Annotated in this window: 14 protein-coding genes, 1 tRNA gene and 2 pseudogenes; 9 read left to right on the top strand and 8 right to left on the bottom strand. The window is 37.3% G+C overall.

The window, feature by feature from the left end; all coding sequences use genetic code 11:
• Positions 1–46: 46 nt before the first annotated feature.
• The gene (locus IPP61_15355) at positions 47–1,243 is read left to right on the top strand and encodes a chloride channel protein (protein MBL0326534.1); all 1,197 of its coding nucleotides are present in this window, start codon (positions 47–49) and stop codon (positions 1,241–1,243) included.
• Between the two features lie 2 nt (positions 1,244–1,245).
• Here IPP61_15355 and IPP61_15350 read toward each other — a convergent pair whose 3' ends face one another.
• From IPP61_15350 to IPP61_15335, 4 genes are read right to left on the bottom strand one after another with little or no spacing between them, the layout of a single operon-like run.
• Positions 1,246–2,379, bottom strand: coding sequence for an efflux RND transporter periplasmic adaptor subunit (locus IPP61_15350; GenBank protein ID MBL0326533.1), 1,134 nt, complete (start codon positions 2,377–2,379; stop codon positions 1,246–1,248).
• Positions 2,372–3,571: a TolC family protein gene (locus IPP61_15345; GenBank protein MBL0326532.1), complete on the bottom strand. Its 1,200-nt coding sequence runs from the start codon at positions 3,569–3,571 to the stop codon at positions 2,372–2,374. Before IPP61_15345 ends, IPP61_15350 begins: the two co-directional genes overlap by 8 nt.
• Positions 3,572–3,574: 3 nt before the next feature.
• Positions 3,575–6,697, bottom strand: coding sequence for an efflux RND transporter permease subunit (locus tag IPP61_15340; protein MBL0326531.1), 3,123 nt, complete (start codon positions 6,695–6,697; stop codon positions 3,575–3,577).
• A 45-nt stretch (positions 6,698–6,742) separates the two neighbouring features.
• Positions 6,743–7,132, bottom strand: a complete 390-nt coding sequence (locus IPP61_15335) for a hypothetical protein (GenBank protein MBL0326530.1) — start codon at positions 7,130–7,132, stop codon at positions 6,743–6,745.
• A 136-nt stretch (positions 7,133–7,268) separates the two neighbouring features.
• Here IPP61_15335 and IPP61_15330 point away from each other — a divergent pair, with 136 nt between their 5' ends.
• The 6 genes from IPP61_15330 to IPP61_15305 all read left to right on the top strand — a co-directional run bounded on the left by IPP61_15330 (position 7,269) and on the right by IPP61_15305 (position 12,721).
• Positions 7,269–8,144 (top strand): helix-turn-helix domain-containing protein, encoded by an 876-nt coding sequence (locus IPP61_15330; GenBank protein MBL0326529.1) that lies wholly within the window; start codon positions 7,269–7,271, stop codon positions 8,142–8,144.
• Between the two features lie 748 nt (positions 8,145–8,892).
• On the top strand, positions 8,893–10,071 hold the full coding sequence (locus IPP61_15325; GenBank protein ID MBL0326528.1) for a hypothetical protein: 1,179 nt from the start codon (positions 8,893–8,895) through the stop codon (positions 10,069–10,071).
• An 868-nt stretch (positions 10,072–10,939) separates the two neighbouring features.
• Positions 10,940–11,013, top strand: a tRNA-Ile gene (locus tag IPP61_15320).
• Positions 11,014–11,089: 76 nt separating this feature from the next.
• Entirely contained in the window at positions 11,090–11,251 is a 162-nt protein-coding gene (locus IPP61_15315; protein MBL0326527.1) for a GIY-YIG nuclease family protein, read from the top strand.
• 274 nt (positions 11,252–11,525) lie between these two features.
• Complete coding sequence (locus tag IPP61_15310; GenBank protein MBL0326526.1) at positions 11,526–12,266, top strand: GIY-YIG nuclease family protein; 741 nt, start codon at positions 11,526–11,528, stop codon at positions 12,264–12,266.
• 131 nt (positions 12,267–12,397) lie between these two features.
• Positions 12,398–12,721 carry a GIY-YIG nuclease family protein gene (locus IPP61_15305; GenBank protein ID MBL0326525.1) on the top strand — a complete coding sequence of 108 codons (324 nt, stop codon included), beginning with the start codon at positions 12,398–12,400 and terminating at the stop codon, positions 12,719–12,721.
• A gap of 730 nt (positions 12,722–13,451) precedes the next feature.
• On the opposite strand, the gene IPP61_15300 is transcribed toward IPP61_15305, so the two are convergent.
• The 3 genes and pseudogenes from IPP61_15300 to IPP61_15290 form a co-directional block, all read right to left on the bottom strand.
• The gene (locus IPP61_15300; protein MBL0326524.1) at positions 13,452–15,602 is read right to left on the bottom strand and encodes a hypothetical protein; all 2,151 of its coding nucleotides are present in this window, start codon (positions 15,600–15,602) and stop codon (positions 13,452–13,454) included.
• 240 nt (positions 15,603–15,842) lie between these two features.
• Positions 15,843–16,213, bottom strand: a pseudogene (locus IPP61_15295) (DUF1801 domain-containing protein).
• A 98-nt stretch (positions 16,214–16,311) separates the two neighbouring features.
• Positions 16,312–16,819: pseudogene (locus IPP61_15290) on the bottom strand (hypothetical protein).
• Between the two features lie 827 nt (positions 16,820–17,646).
• On the opposite strand from IPP61_15290, the gene IPP61_15285 reads away from it, so the two are divergent.
• The gene (locus IPP61_15285) at positions 17,647–18,042 is read left to right on the top strand and encodes a hypothetical protein (protein ID MBL0326523.1); all 396 of its coding nucleotides are present in this window, start codon (positions 17,647–17,649) and stop codon (positions 18,040–18,042) included.
• An 82-nt stretch (positions 18,043–18,124) separates the two neighbouring features.
• Here the strand turns inward: IPP61_15285 and IPP61_15280 are convergent, their stop codons facing one another.
• Complete coding sequence (locus IPP61_15280; GenBank protein MBL0326522.1) at positions 18,125–20,092, bottom strand: hypothetical protein; 1,968 nt, start codon at positions 20,090–20,092, stop codon at positions 18,125–18,127.
• A gap of 170 nt (positions 20,093–20,262) precedes the next feature.
• Between IPP61_15280 and IPP61_15275 the strand changes: the two genes are divergently transcribed.
• The gene (locus tag IPP61_15275; protein MBL0326521.1) at positions 20,263–20,451 is read left to right on the top strand and encodes a hypothetical protein; all 189 of its coding nucleotides are present in this window, start codon (positions 20,263–20,265) and stop codon (positions 20,449–20,451) included.
• The last annotated feature ends 543 nt before the right edge of the window (positions 20,452–20,994 follow it).

Here is a 20,994-nt window from a genome sequence, read left to right as displayed (position 1 = left end):
ATACCCGGCTTTAGTTTACACCATCAAATGGCTGTTAATCAGTCTGATGATAGGAATTCCTATCGGTGCTATGAGTTACTTTTTTTTGGTAACCTTAGGCATTGCTACTTCTTATCGGGAAGCTCATTCAAGGATTATCCTTTTGCTACCTCTGGGAGGATTAACTGTCGCAGCTCTTTATAAGTATTTTGGCCAGGAAGTAAAAGCGGGAAACAACCTTTTGATAGATAATATTCAAAAATCAGGTAAAACTATTCCATTCAAAATGGCACCTTTTATTTATATAGGTACCATCATTACGCATCTTTTCGGTGGTTCAGCAGGGCGTGAGGGCACAGCTTTGCAGATGGCGGGGGCATTTGCCGATCAGCTTTCAAAACCCTTAAAATTAAACAGTTCAGACCGACAAATACTGCTCATTGCGGCAATCGCTGCCGGATTTGGAGCCGTTTTCGGAACTCCTTTGGCAGGTGCGGTATTTGCACTAGAGTTTTATTTGGTAGGTAAAATAAGATATAATGCCATTTTCCCGGCATTTATTACAGCAATAATTGCCGATTATACCGCCAGGGCAATGGGTGCTCCACACAGTCATTTTTTTTCTGAGCCGACTTTAGGTTTAAAACCTGACTTCTTAATTTTCAGTATTTTATCAGGAGTTTTGTTTGGTTTGACAGCCGCTTTTTTTAGCAAAACATTACATTTTTTGACTGATTTTTTTGCAAAAAATATTAAGAATGAATTACTGAGACCGGTGATTGGCGGAAGTATTCTGGTCGTTATAATTTTGATTTGGGGAAATACCAAATATTTGGGATTAGGAGTGCCTGAAATTGAAAATTCATTTCTCAAAGTATCAGACCCACAGGATTTTATCCTCAAATTATTGCTTACCACACTTACAATTTCTGCCGGATTTAAAGGAGGAGAAGTAACGCCTTTATTTTTTATCGGGGCTACTTTGGGCAGTGCATTGGCAGCAATTTTCCCACTTCCGGTTGCACTTTTGGCTGCAATGGGCTTTGTGGCAGTATTTGCCGGTGCGACCAATACTCCTCTGGCTTGTTTAATTATGGGTTTGGAACTATTCGGTAGCCAGAACGGAATATATCTGGCTACCGCAGTCATTGTTTCTTATTTATTCAGTGGACATACAGGCATTTATCTCAATCAAATAATCGGAGAACCCAAAAACAGGAAACTGGATCATCATAAAGACAAGAGCCTGAGGGAATTATTATAACTTTATTCCTCTGAACCGCCGTTATCTACAAAGCTTACACCTTTCGTAACTATTTCACCAGACAATTTTGGTGAAATTATTTCAGTATAGCCATTGGATGTTCTGCCTACTTTAACAGCAACTTTTTCAAATCTCATACCCGATTTTTCTGTGATTTTAACATACACAAAAGTACCTTCAAAGGAAGTTAGCAGTGCCGATTCCTTTATGGCAGGCACCAAGGAATTGGATGTTGTAATTTTGCCGGAAATAAACTGGCCCGGTTTCAAAGACTGTTCAAATGCTTCATTATCAAGATGAATATGCAAATTGAGTGATTTTTTCTCCGGGTCAACCGTTCTGTCAATAAGGTAAACTTTACCGGTCTGGGTTAGTCCTTTTGAATCATTAAACTCTACTTTTTGGCCTATTTTTACCAAATACATATCATTACCAAAAACTTTTAATTCGGCATGAATGTGCTCAGTACTTACCAGTTCAAACAATTCTTCGCCTGACATGAAATTCTTACCATTAGATACATTCACATCTTTAACATATGCAGAAGAGGGAGCACGTAGCGAATAAATCGCTGAAATATTACCCTGTTGCAAGTGCGAGGGTGATATCCCCAAAACTTTTAATTTCTCTGATAATGCTTTGACATTTAATTGATTAAGTCTGAACTGATTTTCAATTTCCTGATATTTACGTTTGGCAGTGGCGTCGTTGGCCAAAAGGTTTTTTTGTCTTTCCAGTTCCTGACTTAAAAACTCACCTTTGATTTTTCCAGATAAATAATCCTGTTGTGTCTGCAAAAGCTCCATACTCTGGATTTCGGCTAACAGTTCTCCTTTTTTAAGGAATCTACCGGGCAAAACAGTATGATTGATTTTAGTAACTACCCCTTGTAATGGATAATTAATTGAAAAAGTATGATCTGGTGGTACATCCACCACACCATTCAGCACTATTGCATTTTGCATTTCCTTCATTTCTACCATTCCGGTTTCAATTGGAAGGTTTTTTGCCCTGGAAGTTTCAAAGAAAATTCCGGTTTTTGTAGAGTCAGTTGTAGTTTCTGAATTTTTTTCTTTATCAGAAGAACATGAGACAAATGCCAAACTACCTATTATTGTTATTAATAACTTATTCATTTTCAGATATATAATAAATTTTTGAAACTGTAATATTTTTTTCTTTTTCCAAATCAATCAAATTGTTTTTGTACCCAAGATATTGACCAAAAACTATATACCAGTCTGTATATTCCGTTTGCCCCTCTTTATATTTATTTAAAAGAATGGAAAGCGACTTTTCGGCATCAGGCAAACTGGAATTTCTGATGGAATTGAGTTGTTTTTCAATAATTTCCAATTGATTTTGCAAGGCATTTAATTCTGTTTGCATCTGAAAATCAAACTTATCCCGCTGTTGCTCAGCCATTTCAACTCTTAATTTAGCAGACTGCTGGCGGGCATTGTAAGCTTTAACAAAAATTGGAATTTCGACCCCAACTACTCCAACAAACTGTCTCAGACTTCCCAACATACTCTGATTATAAACTCCGGCATTGAGGGTTGGTTTCTTATGATCCTTAATTGTCAATTCTTCTTTTAAGGCATTGTCAATGAGGCTATTATTCAACTTTTTGACAGGGTTCCCGGGAAGCATAGTATTTTTCAATCCATCGTAAGTCCAGGGTGCAGTGTAGGTTAGTACAGGAAGTGAAGTTTGATTTAAAACCTGCATCAGTTGCATCTCTAGATTTTTCTTTTCCATTTCGTAAACCGACAAACTCCTGGCTAACTCGTTTTCTTTTAACCTGATATTTAGAAAATCCGATTGGTCTGCCTCTCCCTGTTCAAACTTATGTTGATATACTCTGCTCAAATCTTTCAGCTTTTCCAATTCCTGGTTAATAAGTTCGGTTTTAGAATTTACTGACGAAAGGGCAGAATACAGCATTCTAATCTCCAGCTTGAGTTGACGTTTCAATACCTCAGTCTGAACCTCTGCAGTTTGCCCCAAAGAAATAAGATATTGTTTTTTGTTTTTGTAAACTGAAGGCAATTCAAACGATTGGGAAACCCCAAGGGTGTAATCTCTCACGAAGGGATTTTGAATATTACCCACCTGAAGTTCAACTGGCGTTTTGGGCATATCGTAGGCCGTATTGATCTGAGCCTTATGCATCTCAGTGTTTTTATATGCTATTTGCAAATCACGGTTCTGACTGTTGGCCACCTGAATCAGTTGATTCAATTCTGAATTTTGAGCAAAAAGTCCTCGAAAAGATAAACTGAGCGTTAAACAGAAAAGTGCTATTTTAAATATTCTGATTTTCATATATCAAAGTCCTTTTTTATTGTGAGAATAACGCATAAAAATCATATAGATAATTGGTAGTACCACCAATGTTAACAGTGTAGAAGTGAACAAACCACCGATTACCACCGTAGCCAGAGGTTTCTGTACTTCAGCACCTGCTGAACTCGAAAGAGCCATCGGTAAGAATCCAAGAGAAGCCACCAATCCTGTAACCACCACCGGTCTGAACATAGATTTTACGCCTTCATTAATCCTTTTCAAAATATCCTGCTCTTCTGATTGATTAAAATAGCTTATCAAAACCAAACCGTTAAGAACAGCTACTCCAAACAAAGCAATGAATCCTACACCTGCAGAAATACTGAACGGCATTCCTCTCAAAAGCAGGGCAAATACACCACCGATAGCAGAAAAAGGAATGGCACTAAACACCAGCCCTGCTTGAGTAAAGGAAGAGAGTGAAAAGTATAACAAAAAGAAAATGAGCACCATAGCTGCCGGAACAGCAAGCATCAGTCGGTTTTTAGCATTGAGCAAGTTTTCAAATGAGCCGCCATATTCGAAATAATAACCGGGCTCCAACTTCACTTTTTGCTCGATTTTCTGGGCAGCTTCATTGGCATAACCTTCGAGGTCACGGCCACTGATACTTACACCAATTATAATCCTACGGTTTGATTTTTCTCTTGAAATTTGGGAAGGGGCATTTTTGTAATCTATTTCTGCCAGATCCGAGAATTTCACAAGGGCACCTCCGGGAGTAGTAATTGGAAGATTTCTGATGTGTTCCAGATCGTCTGCAGCTGATTGGGCAAAACGGACAACCACATCAAATCGTTTTTCATTTTCAAAGAAAATTCCAGCTGTTTCACCTGCAAAGGCTGTTTTTAAATTGAAATTGAGGTCATCGATATTCAATCCGTATTGAGAAAGTTTGGCTTTATCATATTTCACATTTATCTGAGGTCTGCCACTAATTCTCTCAATCTTAACGGTTTCCGTTCCCTCCATCTTGTACAACACTTTTTCTACTTCATGAGCTTTTCTGTTGAGCAATTCCAGATCCTGACCAAATATTTTAATGGCAAATTCCGATTTGGACCCGGCGATCATCTCATTGAATCTCATCTGAATCGGTTGAGTAAATTCTGCTGAAGTTCCCGGCATTTCTTCTTCCAATACTTTAGCCATTTTCTCTGCTAACTCAGTTCGGTTATTTGCACTTGTCCACTCTGAATGATCTTTCAGATTTATCATCAGATCCGACATTTCAGGTGGCATTGGGTCAGTGGGCACTTCGGAAGCACCGATTCTTCCCACAATTTGTTGAATCTCAGGAAAGTTCTTTTTAAGTACCTGCTGAGCTTTGGTGGTTGCTGCAATTGTAGTATTTAATGAGGATCCCTGAGGAGTCTGAAAATCAATAGCCATGTCACCCTCATCCAAAGTAGGGATAAATTCCCCACCCATATTCATAAAAAGTGCTATACTGATCCCAAATAAAACGACTGATGCCAGCAAAACAGATTTGTAATGTTTTAGAGAATAATCAAATGCCGGTTTGAATGTTCCAAACATCAAATCTATTATTTTTTGGGAAAGTTTAAATTCTTTTTTTCCTTCATTTTTTAATAAAAGTGAACTCATAGCAGGCACATAAGTGATAGAAAGCAAAATTGCCACACTCAAGGCCAAACTCACGGTCATGGCCATTGGTTTAAACATTTTACCTTCGATTCCACCCAATGATAAGATTGGCAAATACACAATCAATATTATCAAGCCGCCAAACAATGCAGCTGAAAGCACTTTTTTGGTAGTTTGGAATACCACACTGTCAAAAACATTGCTTCTGATTTTATCTTCTTTAAACTTTTCATCATGGTGCAACTGGAATAAAATGGCCTCCACAATTATGACAGAACAGTCAACCAGCAAACCAAAATCAATCGCTCCCAGGCTCATCAAATTGGCTGTAATGCCGAATATTTGCATCAAACCAAAGGTTATTATCATGGTGATAGGAATAACACTGGCCACTATTAAGCCTGCTCTTACACTTCCCATCAGCAAAACCAATACAAAAATTACAATAAGGCCTCCTTCCAAAAGATTGTTTCGGACTGTCTTCAAGGACTTATCAATCAATTTGGTACGATCAATAAATGGTTTAATCACAACCCCTTCAGGAAGGTTTTTATTGATTTTTTCAATCCGCTCTTTTACAAGGTTTATTGTTTTTTCAGAATCGGCCCCTTTTAACATCAAAACGATTCCCCCAACGGCTTCACCCTCTCCATTTCTGGTCAGTGCACCAAATCTTTTTGCAGCACCATATCTAAGCTGTGCAATATCTTTTACCAAAACCGGAACTCCTCCTGACATCTTAATAACGATATTTCCCAGATCTTCCAGTGAACTGGTGGCCCCTTCACCTCTGATAAAATAGGTCTGGTCATTTTTTTCAATGTAACTACCGCCGGTGTTACGGTTATTGGCACTTACTGCATCATAAACTTCACGAAGAGTAATTCCCAACTGGCCTAATCTGGCGGGATCTACACTAATTTCATATTGCTTTACAAAACCACCAAAACTCGAAATTTCGGTGAGGCCTTCGATACCGGAAAGTTGCCGTTTTACAATCCAATCCTGCATTGTTCTCAGGTCGGTGAGGTCATACTTTTCTTTTGCGGCTCCATCGGTTTCAAGTGTATATTGATATATTTCGCCTAAGCCTGTTGTGATTGGGGCCAATTGTGGGGTGCCAAAATTACCCGGTATTGCTTCCTCGGCCATTTTTAGCTGTTCGGATGTCAGCTGCCGGGCAAGAAGGATACTTACATCATCAGAAAAAATTAAGGTGATTACCGAGAGACCCTGACGTGAGGTAGATCGAATGTCTTCGACATTCTGAATATTTAGAAAGTATTGCTCAAGAGGTGCGGTAATAAACTGCTCTACCTCCTGTGCAGCCAAAGTGGGCGTCTGAGTAATCACCACCACCTGGTTATTGGTAATATCTGGTACGGCATCAATGGGCAATTTTTGAAAACCCACAATTCCGCCTGCCAGAGCCAATGCTAATACTATACCCACCACCAGTTTGTGATGAATACTATATTTGACTAGTTTTTCAAACATAATAATTGAATAATAAAAATAAAGAAAAAAGGAAAAAGTGAGAAATTATCCTTTTTGGGGTGGATTGAGGAGGGTTTTCAAATAATCAAACCTATAAGTATTACTATAAGTGATATTTACCTTTTGATCGAAATTATCATTAAAAACGTTTTGAACAAAATCAATTCTTATATAATTTACATGAGAAGAAATTGCTAAAAAGCCTGAGTCGAAAGAAGGGAGATTTTTGTGCTCAGAACTAGATTTATGTTTTGAATCAGAAGAGTAATGTTCCCAGAAAAATTTGTCAAAATCTTCTCCAAATTTCTGATGTTGTTTAAAATGCTCGTAAAGCTTACCTATTTTTATAGCTTCTGTCATTCCAATTGCGTTAGGCAAAAGGCTCTCAACCAAAATAATGGTAGTCAGAAGAAAAACTAATAGCTTTTTTATCATCTTCAAAAATAAACATAATTTTAGAGAAAAACATTCAAAGTTGGAAAAAACACATTTCATTTTGATATTACTACCAAAGAATTATTAAATTGCTTTTAATTGTTCTGATTACAGGAAATAATTTCTGATATAGCCAATGAGCCTTCCTGTTTTAAATGTTTGTGATTTATTTTCAAAAGAAGCAGTAAGCAGCAGTGTTGCTGTGCATGATCTTAACGTTTTGTTGAAAAATGATGTTTTTATACCAAAAAAACCACACAGACATAGTTTTTATCAGGTCTTATTTATTGAAAAAGGACGTGGGCTGCACCGAATTGACTTTAAGAATTTCAGCATTGACTCTCCGGTGGTATTTTTTCTTTCTCCGGGGCAAGTACATAATCTGGTTTTTGATAATACTGATGTTGAAGGTTATATGATAAACTTCAGTGAGGATTATTTTAACGAATTTCTTGCACGAAAAGGTTTTATAGATGAATTGTGCTTGTTTAAAAGAAATGGAGAAATCAAACCCATCAATCCAGGTTTAGAACTACCCGAATTCCGAAGGATTATTGAAAATATCGCTCTGACGTATTTCAAAAAACCTCAATATTGGTTCGAAAAAATCAGAGTCATGCTTCTGGAATTCTTCTATTTGGCTGCTTGCGATTTGGAAAAAGTTAAATCCGAAGAAAATCTTAAGTCTAATCAGCATATCCTAAAAAGGTTTGAAGACTTGATTGAAAAACATTTTTCAGAATGGCATCATCCTCAAGTCTATGCCAATGAATTGGCAATAACGGCCAATTATCTCAATGCAAAATGTAAGTCCAGTTCGGGAAAAACTGCAGGCCAGTGGATCAGAGCCCGATTAATACTTGAAGCCAAAAGACTTTTGGTAAATTCAGATCTCAGTATTTCTGAAATATCCTATCAACTTAACTTTGAAGACAATTCTTATTTTACAAAATTTTTCAAATCCGGCACAGGAATTTCACCTTCTGATTTCAGGCAAAACTTAAATAAGTAAAAATTACCATTATTGAATTATTTACTACAATAACAATAAATATATTTTTAGGAATTTTGTAAATGAAAATTAGTGGAACCTGTTTATAAGCTAATCAGGCCCGATTAATGAATATATGATTTTTTTTGGAGTAATCTGGTTATTTTAGCCAGATTACTTTTCATTTATACCATTTTTTTAATTCAGATTAAAAATCCTGTGCAATTAGATTTCCAACCAATTTATCTTATCGCAATTTTAGGGAAATCGAAAATTTTTTCTATCCTGGAAGAATCTTTGGCTACCTCAAGGAACAATGTTTCAATAATTTCGTTTCAAAAATTTTTATTCAGCAAAATAATCTGCCTTTTGAATTTATTTATCTGAAAATATGGCAATTTGATTCTTTTTTTTATAATAAAAATCACCATTCAAAGGCTCTAATCAATGACATTTTTAGAAGCTATTAATAATTCAAAAGAGAATTTTGTTTCCTTTTTACAGAATTGATAAGTATTTAAAGCATTGAAAATTCCGGATGCCAGATTTCATAAATATATTTGTGTATAAATAAATGCTTTAAATAAAATTTTAGGTTTTGAAAGGAAGCAAAATTTATATTTTTTGGAAAAAAAATATTGATTTACTATTAAGTATTTATTGCTGAATGATTGAAGATGGAATAAAATCGATTATTCCAATAAGTTGTCAGAAGTTTTTAATCCTGAATAACAGCTTAGGGCAACCAATAATTATACTGTTGAAAAAAATGACTAAATATTTCACTATAAAGACCTTTACAAGTGTAGGTGTAGGCGATCAATTGGGAACTCAGTTTGCAAGGCTGTTTCTGATTGGTGAAGCCCTCGGAGCTACCTACCTGCACACGCCATTGCAAATCCAAAGGTCGGCTGAAAGCAATTTCAGAATAAATACAAAAACCTTTTTCTATCACCTAAAGAAAAGATTGCTCAACTTTCCGGTGCAGCACAAAATCCTGACGCTGGTGGCAAAAACCCTCAATATGATCGAAAGAATGGTTTTAAAATTAGATCAAAATGATATTAATGCAAGATTTCTTGCGTTTTTAGGCTTAAATATTCCTGCCGATATTATCAATGATCCCATCACTCCTTCTCTATCCGAAATTATCAGTAATGTTACTACTAAAGAACAACTGATTGCTATTCTGACTAAGAAATGTGGTGATCATTTGACCGTAATTTTGGAATGGACTCCCGAATTATATCCGTTCTGCTATAAACTCGATGAGCTATTTAATTCTGGTATGACCATAAATTTCAATCAGTTTCTGAATGAGGCTTTTTGGAAAAACAAAAATATAGAAAGTGACCTTGGCGAAAAAATATTTGTGGTTCATCAAAGGTGCGGAGACTCAGTAACTTTGTTTTCAGATGCGGGCAAAGTGGTTATTTATGGAAACGAGGTTACGTTTGATACCGATGATACGGGTCTTTATGATTTAAAAAATGACAGAAACAGAGTTGGAAGGGCTATAGAAATGTACGTGGAAATATTGAAGGAACTTCAGGACCTTCGGAATGTGGGAACCCGGATTGTTTTCATATCGGATGGTTATCAGACTTCCAAAAACATTTTGTTGAATCATTATTTTTCAAAGTATAATATCCTGAATACTCAACAAAAAAAGGCAATAAAAGACCTTATTAACAAAGACTTGGATCAGATGCTGCTTCACGACAAGCTAAATGCAATTATTGATGAGGAAATGATTGGTGAAACTTATGAGAATCTGGAGAAGTCAATCCTCTTACTTGCCAATGCTAAAGTGCTTATGTTTGGATCTGGTGGATTTGCATATTATATGCATTCACTTTTAAAAAACAAGGAATTTACATATTTGGGGCATATTAATGAAAAAAAGGATATTTTATTAGCCAAAACCCGGGAAATGTTAACCCATTAAAAAGAAACTTCAAATTCTGAAGACCAACATAATTTCTGTAGTTTTTAACTTTCTAATATCCTCACTCGAAATCTCTTTGCAATAAAAATCTGACTTTCAAACAATTATAATATTAAAGATTAAGAACAAGATTTTTTCCCAAAAACTTACTTGCATAAAGACTGAGTATTTTATACCTTTGCACCACTTTTCAAGGAAATACTTTGAAAAAGGGCCTATAGCTCATTCGGTTAGAGCAAAGACTCTCCCGATAGCTATCGGGACAGTAGGTGAAGAAAAAAAAAGGGCCTATAGCTCATTCGGTTAGAGCAACTGACTCTCCCGATAGCTATCGGGACAGTAGGTGAAGAAAAAAAAGGGCCTATAGCTCATTCGGTTAGAGCAACTGACTTCCCCGATAGCTATCGGGACAGTAGGTGAAGAAAAAAAGGGCCTATAGCTCATTCGGTTAGAGCAACTGACTCCCCCGATAGCTATCGGGACAGTAGGTGAAGAAAAAAAAGGGCCTATAGCTCATTCGGTTAGAGCAACTGACTCTCCCGATAGCTATCGGGACAGTAGGTGAAGAAAAAAAAGGGCCTATAGCTCATTCGGTTAGAGCAACTGACTCTCCCGATAGCTTTCGGGACAGTAGGTGAAGAAAAAAAAGGGCCTATAGCTCATTCGGTTAGAGCAACTGACTCTCCCGATAGCTATCGGGACAGTAGGTGAAGAAAAAAAAAGGGCCTATAGCTCATTCGGTTAGAGCAACTGACTCTCCCGATAGCTATCGGGACAGTAGGTGAAGAAAAAAAAGGGCCTATAGCTCATTCGGTTAGAGCAACTGACTCTCCCGATAGCTATCGGGACAGTAGGTGAAGAAAAAAAAGGGCCTATAGCTCATTCGGTTAGAGCAACTGACTCATAATCAGTAGGTGCCTGGTTCGATCCCAGGTGGGCCCACTTCAAAATCAAGGAGTTACAGAAATGTTTCTCCTTTTTTTATTTTCAATTGCATACTTTCTACATACTTTTTATCATGAAAGATATTTGCTGCTACATTCTTTGGTCTAAAAAACTCAATAAATTCTATATTGGTGCCTGTCAGGATTCATTGCAGGAAAGAATCAAAAAACATAATATGGGTTTTTATGATGGCATTAATTTTACCAAAAAGCAAATGATTGGTCTATTTATTTAAGAATTGATGCGATGGATTATTCACACGCTGTTAGAATAGAAAAAAAGATAAAATCTATGAAAAGCTCTATTTACATCAAAAACCTACTTAAATACCCTGACTTAATTTCAAAGATTTTCGAAGAAACAAAAAAGAGCATCTGACTCTCCCGATGGCTATCGGGACAGTAGGTGCCTGGTTCGATCCCAGGTGGGCCCACTTCAAAATCAAGGAGTTACAGAAATGTTTCTCCTTTTTTTATTTTCAATTGCATACTTTCTACATACTTTTTATCATGAAAGATATTTGCTGCTACATTCTTTGGTCTAAAAAACTCAATAAATTCTATATTGGTGCCTGTCAGGATTCATTGCAGGAAAGAATCAAAAAACATAATATGGGTTTTTATGATGGCATTAATTTTACCAAAAAAGCAAATGATTGGTCTATTTATTTAAGAATTGATGCGATGGATTATTCACACGCTGTTAGAATAGAAAAAAAGATAAAATCTATGAAAAGCTCTATTTACATCAAAAACCTACTTAAATACCCTGACTTAATTTCAAAGATTTTCGAAGAAACAAAAGAGCATCTGACTCTCCCGATGGCTATCGGGACAGTAGGTGCCTGGTTCGATCCCAGGTGGGCCCACTTCAAAATCAAGGAGTTACAGAAATGTTTCTCCTTTTTTTATTTTCAATTGCATACTTTCTACATACTTTTTATCATGAAAGATATTTGCTGCTACATTCTTTGGTCTGAAAAACTCAATAAATTCTACATTGGTGCCTGTCAGGATTCATTGCAGGAAAGAATCAAGAAACATAATATGGGTTTTTATGAAGGCTCTAATTTTACCAAAAAAGCAAATGATTGGTCTATTTATTTAAGAATTGATGCGATGGATTATTCACACGCTATTAGAATTGAAAAGAAGATAAAATCTATGAAAAGCTCTATTTACATTAAAAACCTACTTAAATACCCTGGATTAATTTCAAAGATTTTCGAAGAAACAAAAAAAGGCAACTGACTCTCCCGATTGCTATCGGGACAGTAGGTGCCTGGTTCGATCCCAGGTGGGCCCACTTCAAAATCAAGGAGTTACAGAAATGTTTCTCCTTTTTTTATTTTCAATTGCATACTTTCTACATACTTTTTATCATGAAAGATATTTGCTGCTACATTCTTTGGTCTGAAAAACTCGGTAAATTCTATATTGGTGCCTGTCAGGATTCATTGCAGGAAAGAATCAAGAAACATAATATGGGTTTTTATGATGGCATTAATTTTACCAAAAAAGCAAATGATTGGTCTATTTATTTAAGAATTGATGCGATGGATTATTCACACGCTATTAGAATTGAAAAGAAGATAAAATCTATGAAAAGCTCTATTTACATTAAAAACCTACTTAAATACCCTGGATTAATTTCAAAGATTTTCGAAGAAACAAAAAAAGGCAAAGACTCTCCCGAATCCCGATAGCTATCGGGACGGGACAGTAGGTGCCTGCGGTGCGACGTTTCGCTTCGATCCGAATTTATGCCGATTGCTATCGGCAGGCCCACTTCAGAATCAAGGTTTACAGAAATGTTTCTCCTTTTTATTTTTATTCATATTCTCTAAAACCTTTTTTTTATTAAAAATATTCTGGATTAGATGAAAGTTGTGTTTTGGACCAATCTGAAGTTGCCTACCGGCGGTCCTCATTTTTTTGCTCGCCCAAAAAAACGAGGCAAAAAAAGGGCGGTCTGTGCAAAATGTCACGAAAAATTTCAACTAAAAGTCAAGGATTAAATTTACCAAACTTTTGAAATTTTTCTAAACACTGCACAGACATTCAAGGTATTTTCATTAGATTTAATATTATTCATAAATTTGATTTTCCATTTTGTCTTTTCAATTTTTTTGATTCAGCTATTATTTGCTGCTACATTCTTTGGTCTGAAAAACTCAATAAATTCTATATTCGTGCCTGTCAGGATTCATTGCAGGAAAGAATCAAGAAACATATTATGGGTTTTTATGATGGCATTAATTTTACCAAAAAAGCAAATGATTGGTCTATTTATTTAAGAATTGATGCGGTAGAGTAATCTTACATGTTACTAGAATACAAATGAAGAAAATTTAAAAGTTCTTCAATAATCTAATACTATACTTCATCGCTTTAATTTATTTGAATAGCCAAATACGAAATACCCAACCCAATATTTCACTTCTCAAACACTGCATTCTTTGCAATCTCTATGTCATTTGCAACAGCAGGACGTAAAATATGCCAATGAAACCGTAGTGCTTCGTTTTGTTCTTTGGTGTTTCCAGCTTGTTCGGTAAAGTGTACCAATGGCATATCGTTATAGATAGGTTTGGTGATGGCAATAACCTCATCCCAAAATTTTAAGGCTGCTTCCAGATGCGTTATGGCCTTTTGTTTGTACTGCAAATCGCCCGTAGTTTTGTAGGTTTGTAATTGAATGCCTCCTTTTATTTTTTCGGCATAATATAAACCCAGATACGCCCATGTATGTATGTCTGCCACCTCATACATAAGCGTATTGTTATTTTTGACGTTAATGTTTTTTACTAATTCCAGTGCTTTATTACAATCTTTTTCCAACATTTCTGCCAACATCGGCGGGGTTACTTTACCGGTTTCAAAATTCCCACCACTGGTTTTTATTTTTACAAAATCAGCAATCGACACAAAACTTGGTTCCGTAACTGGTTGCTCTATTTGCCGGATAATATCAATATAACTTACGGTTTTGTCTTTTAGTGATAAAAAACCTTCGCTGTACAAACTAAAATCCCAGGTAAAATCAAAAGAAGATGCAAGCCTTAGCGGTGTTTTTCCTGCCAGCGAACTGGCTTTTAGCAAGTTTTCTCCGTCCTTTCCATATCTACGTGTAAACTCGGCTTGAAAAACAGCATCAGGTGTTTCGGGATTATAAAGTAATCTGCCCCAAAGTTTATAAAACAACCATTGACGCTCAAACGCATATTTCCAATCCACTTTTATGTCTGATTTTGTAAAGTAATCTTTGGCTGGAATATAAGTTTCAGAACCAATGGTATAGCCACCCACGTATTCCTGACTATTTTCTTTGATATGGCTTCGGATAAAATCAGGCACACCCCATCTGAGACAGAAAAAATCCTCATTCCTGGCCGTCCAGGTTACTTTGTAGGTTTCAGGTTTGGGTACAAAATAAGTATCAAAAAGCTTTCCTCCATGCACTTTTACAAGCGTAGGCGTAGAGTGAGCATGCGACCAATTGTACTTAAAATCAGCCCAAATGGGTTTTTCAATAAAATCCATTGTACCCTCTTCATCTATTGCTCTACGGGTCAACTTTTCAGTTTCGATACTGGTAGGCCCCAGCGAACCTACATTGCTTGAAAACGGAATGCGATGTATCAACTTACACTTTCTTCCCGACAATCTCATGCCTTCGATAATAGTTTCTTTCATCCAGTCTTCACGCTCCTGAGGGGTCATTCCGGCCATACCTTCACCCAGTGTGAGGCCAAATCCAGTAAGTTCGGGATATTCTTGTAACACCTGGGCTACGCTTTCACGGGTATAACGTTTGATAATTTCCGAAGTATCGCCTCTCACAAAAAAGTGGTGCTCCAGATTGTCCATCGCCACATTATGGGCTTTTGAAAATTCCGGACTTACGAAAATATTAAAAGGCACCAGATAAGTTTCTATTTCTCTTTCCTTTGCCATTCGTAATATACCATGAAAGAGTGTTTGCCATTCTTTCATTTCAGCATCTGAGAAAGGCGACGCTTCCGGAAAGTTTTTGGCACGAATCATATACACATACGGATGCAAGTTCCAAAGGCTCAAAATATTGAAACGGTTTTCGGCCATCATGTCCAGAAAAGATTCCCAGTATTTTATGTCCTTACAGGTTTCCTGATGTAAATCCAGGGCATAACTGTGGCGATAGGTATCGTAAGGCAAATCGAACTTTATGGTACGATAGGGGTATCTTGGCTTTTCCTCAATTGCTTTAATTTTATCTAAAGCCACACCATTTCTGATATTTTCACATAGAGCGAGTGAGCCATAAATCAAGCCCCTTGTATCCCCTCCTACTATGCTAATGGTGGTTTTATCAGTAATAATTCCAAAGGATTCGGGTCCATACTTACCGGCATCTATCTTTAATTCAATTGTAAATTTCGCCGCGGTATTCTTCAGTTTGTATCCATGCTTGCCAAGTGTATTTCCAAGCATTCGCATAGCGTAAGCCGTTTTTGATGCAACAATTGTAGAATTGACATTAACAGTTTGGGAGAAACCTATTCCTCCGAATGCAAGGAAAAGGAGTATTATAGAAAGTTTTTTCATTATCTTTTTTTTAGGGTTGAATATTGAAATGCCATTGATTTCTTTCCAAAGTTAGGGGTCAAAATTGAATATTAATAATTGTCTGAACATTAATCTCCCCTACTTTTAGGTTTTGATTTTTATAATTTTATATGAGAGGAATAAGCACTATGAAATAAATAAACTTGCACAAATTGTTAATAGTAAAAACCATTACCGTGTGTATTTATTTTTTTGATGCAGATTTGAAAAAATCCATCCTTACATCCCTTTAATCCTGATTTCCCCCGATTGGTAAAGGTTTAATGCTTTTTGAAGAATTGGCCTGATGGTCTCAATTGGTAAATCGATGGTCGGGTCAATGAGCATGATTTTCATACGAGACCTTTTTCCTGAATTAGAAAAGTTTCCTCAAAATACTTCCCTTCCACCAGACCTATATACGGAAGATTGTATTTTCGGTGTACCCACAAATAACAAAACATCTTGCCTTTAAAACAAAAAAATGGCATACCGTATTTCCTTTCATTTGTGATATCAGCATTCATGGCAAGAATGAAGTCTTTCAATGCGAGCAGACAACCATTCAAGGGTTCGGGTTGTTGATGATAAAACTCGTCCAGAGCTTTCATAGATTCATGCTTAATATTTGCAATTCAGAATAAAACCTCACTGTATTTAATCCCCTCTTCCTTATTATTCTATTAAAAACTCCGCCAAAAAAAAGTCTTTAGTCTCTTGCCAGCTCTTCCTCAATGTGTTTTTGGAGATTCTTAACCTTGTTTTTTATCTCCTGATATCCTCCTAACATAATTCCACGCTTGGTTCTCATTTTCCAAAGATAAACCAGCAGGATTTTCTTCTCTTTTTCCCCAATCCTGATGGGCTGTTTTATTCCTTTGATCTTGCCCGCATCGTCTATGATAAAATTGGGTGCCAATACCGCGTTAAATTCCTTGAAGTAAGAATCATGAAACTGAAGTTCGGAATAATCCTCCTCTAATTTTCTTAAGGAATTGTAATCGTTTTCATACAAGCCGATGATTTTCAAACGAAGAGAATCATTTTGCACGATTTCCAAGGCCATTGGAGATTTCGGTGAGGATTTTCATTTCGGTGACTTCATCTTTGCGGTTCTCGTTCCAGTTGTCCAATGCAAAGGCAGCAAATACCCCGATAAAAATGGAAAAGAATTCAAAACCAAACTTTCTTAAATTATGCAGAAAAGGGTTGGGCATATAGCATTAATGTTTTAGGGTTAAACTAAAGCGAAAATAGGAACAATAATCAGTAAATGGAATCTGATTAGGGTTATTTTTTAAGAATCTATTTTCCCCGAATGAATTGAAGCGTATTTAGTCCTCTTCATCTTGATTTAATGGGTTACAATATTTCGCACGGTAAACTTTGTGCCTTTTGTGCCTTCTTAGTGTCTTTTGTGTAACAATTAAACCGCAAAAGACGCAAAGGAACCTCAAAGTTCCACGAAGGAATACTACCTTAATGTCTTCATGGTTAAATAATACTCCTATTTTTCTGAAACATTAAGTTACATTAAGAAATGAAGAACATTAAGCCGGGATGCCAACCTACGATTCCAAAAACCAATTATCACATTAGCACATTATTAATTAGCACATTAACCCATTAGCACATTAACTCTGCCTCTTACCAACTTACCACCTTTCCAACTTACCAACTTACCAAAATTGATTAATATAAAACCCTTCCAAAACCCAACAGCTTCTTAAATAATTTTAATATTTTCATGCCCCCAAAAACCGCAGCCTTAAAAAACTGCGAATCAATGCCTTAAAACCGCATTTCGGAAAACACATGGTAAAAACTTACTATACCTTCAAGGAAGTATCTCTAAAGTAATTTTGAATAACTTAATAGTTAAAGCCAATGGATTGCAAAATCTTAGGTGGACTTAAGCCGACGGTCGAAAAGATAAACAATTGGGAGCAGAGCCTCCACGAAATAATCAAAATCTGAGTCCTGAGACGAGACCGTGCTATTGAGGAGAATCTATTTTTTATACTTTTTTTTAGTTAATTGTCAAATGGCAAAAATAAGAATAATGATACCTACTAACGTGCAGGAGGTATTAGAACTGGCGGAGATTATCAACGCCAAGCACGCAACCGATGGAGAGGCCTCGCCTCTAAACACTCTGCAGTATATGAACCTCACGGGCATGGGCCCCAAGGTGACGGCCTGTCAGCAACAACACCTCAAAGCAGAAGAGCTGAGGAGACAGATGGAATTGGCATACAGAGAGCGTGACGTCATGCTCAACCCTATTGCCGAAACCATCAAAGCTTCCCGCGACCTGCTCATGGGTGTCTATCGTTCACAACCCAAACGCCTGGGCGAATGGGGCTTTAAAGTATCAGACAGCCCATCGAAAAGCATGAGCCGTTCTAAGTCCAAAGCCACCTCTGAAACCGGCGTTTAGGGTTAAACACATGTTAAACAACCTTCAGACCGCAGCAGCAACGTTGCGGTTTTTTTATCATTTCACCTATCCCTAAATCAAATCAATTACAACCACCAATCTCTGCTGAAAATACTGCACCGGTGTTGACTTTGAAATTCTGGTTTAAGGTTATTGCCTTACCAGCCTTATAGATCACTTTTCCCGAGGCAAGTATTTCATTGGTTGCTGTTATGGTTTGTCCGGCTTGTTTTGTGCCGGCGTTTACCGATATATTATCAGCAGGGCTCACATAATTCAGGGTATTAGGATGCAGCGTAATAGTTTTAGATATACGAGTCGAAGCAGCACAGTTATTTTCTGAACCATATTTCAAAATTACCAGGCCGTTCCCTGCTCTTACTCCATCTTCAACCAAAGGATTGAGCGAAAGTCCCAAAAAATTACTTCCACCGCCGCCACCGCCGCCGCCACCTGAGTCATTAAATTGACACCCTACGGTACCTGCTGAGCCGCCGCCACCACCGCCACCGCCAATGTATCCACCACCGCCACCGCCACCGCCAGGGGGAACTGTGCAACAGCAAGCTTGCCCAGTTCCGCCATTTCCACCCTGACCTGTGGCCTGACCATCATCACCATTAGCACCTAAAAAACCGGGACATCCTACTCCTCTTATCCCACCTACATTTCCTATCGCACCAAAACCACCACCCCCAGCGGATGAATTGATGCCATTCGCACCTGTTCCACCTCCACCTGTACCTCCATTTCCACCATTGACCCCGGCAGAAAAACATCCGCCATTTCCACCGCCACCGCCACCTCCAGCCACGAGAATCCTGTTTGAGGATGCAGTACCACCTACCCTTATATCAGTGGCTCCACCGCCACCTCCTGCCAGATTATTTCCCGCTGTACCACCTCCATTAAAGCCTCCAACACTTCCTATACCAGTACCACCCACAAAAATGTTTAGAGTTTGACCGGGAATTACATTTATTTCCGCGGATACTTTAGAACCCAGACCACCGGTTCCTTTCAAAGCAATGGCACTACCATCTATGCCATTGGCTCCTGCTGCACCATATAGTTCAACCGTTAATTTGGTTACACCGGCAGGAACAACTACGGATTGCATCGCACCAATAAAATCTAAAGTGTCATTAGGAGGTAAGCCCACGCTTTGACTTACAAAAAAGGTACTGTTTGCATTGAGCAAAGGAGTAAGATAAGTTTTACCTGTAAATAAAACTGTATTGGTAGTAGCATCAGCATACCATTTAATTACCGAGTTATTAATTAATCCATTTGCAGTCAAACTTGAGGCTTTGTTGGCACAAACAATAGCAGGAGAAGCACTTACAGACGTGATTGGCGTACACAATTTCTCACAACCTATTACATTGATAACCGGATGGTAATTGGGAAAACCCAAAGTAGTAAAAAAGGTTGGAACTGTAACCCCACAATCCGCTGCAGAAAGATACCCAGAACTTGTTTCTGTAGTGGAATTTCCACCAAGAAAAAATGAGTTACCCAGGGCCTGTCCATTTGGAGTAAATATTTCAACCACCAATTGCTTATTTTGCTGTAAAATAATACTTACCGGCAGACTTACTAATGTTAGCGTCTGATTGGTAATAACATGATTGGTGGTGCTAATTGCAGCAGACAATGTGCCGGTTGGAAAAGTTCCGGAATCCACATAATATAACCGGACAGTGATACTTTGACTGCCCGAAGTGGCATTAGCGGTTTCTATGGCTATCTGAATAGATGAAACATCAAGACTTTTGTTGGGATAGACAGTAGCCAGGTCATAAACTCTCCAATAACTGTTATTGGTATGAAGTGTACCAGCATTACAACTAATTCCTAATCCAGGTACAATGGTATTATCTAGTGTTTGGGTGAGCGAAACCGGAAAATCACAAGCCGCAGCAACTGCATCAATCTTGCCAGACTGCTCTTTGGGCGGAGAAGAGTTAACCGATAAACTCAGCTGTGCCGAGGTACTGAATCGGAGCAAAAAGAACACAGCAATTCCAAGATAGAATGTAAATTTCATTTTCATATCAATAAGGTTTAAGAGACAATAATACTTTATTAAGTTTGTGATTAACATTATTTTGGACCCGAATTACAAAGGATTTTATTTTATGGTAGCTGAGGAATAGATTACCATTAAAAAGTAAAAATAAATAGCTCAGTAAAATCTTTATTATTTTCTAAAAATAGATGCAAAAAATAGGACACAAACTCTTTGTGCCTTTTGTGGTTTTTTTTGTAACAAAAAAACTCAAAGAACAAAAAATAGCCGATAAGTTTCATGAAGGAATTTACCTTAATGCCCTTAATTCCTTCATGGTTAAAAACCTCACCCCGCCTTTCAGGCACCCCTCCCGGTATGCCGTACCACCAGAGTGAGAGGGGGTGGTAAGTATTATTTGAGTGGTTTAAGCGAGTGAATCAATTTCTTTATTGCCGATTTTGTAATCTGGCAATCTAAATCTATAACACTTACTAACTTATCAACTAAAACTCTGTTACCCAATTACCTTATTATCACATTATTAATTAGAACATTACCAGTAGGAATTCTTTCAAAAAAAACCAATGTAATCTTTGTGCCTTTTGCGTCTTCTTAGTGTCTTTTGCGTAACAAAAAAACCAGGAAGATTCGCAAAGGCATTTTCCTTCATGCCCTTAATCCCTTCATGGTTAATTTATTCTCCAATTATTCTGAAACATTAAGGTAAATTAAGAAATAAAGAACATTAAGCCGGGATGCCAACCTACGATCCCAAAAACCAATTATCACATTAGCACATTATTAACTAGCAGGTTACCAATAGCAACTCTTTCAAAAAAACCAATGTAATCTTTGTGCCTTTTGTGCCTTCTTAGTGGCTTTTGTGTAACAATTAAACCTCAAAGCAAACAAAGAAACCTCAAAGCTCCACGAAGGAA

It is taken from the genome of Cytophagaceae bacterium (assembly GCA_016722655.1).
Classification (GTDB): domain Bacteria; phylum Bacteroidota; class Bacteroidia; order Cytophagales; family Spirosomataceae; genus Leadbetterella.
The sequence above is the reverse complement of the archived record's forward strand: the minus strand, read 5'-3'. Positions and strand labels throughout refer to the sequence as shown.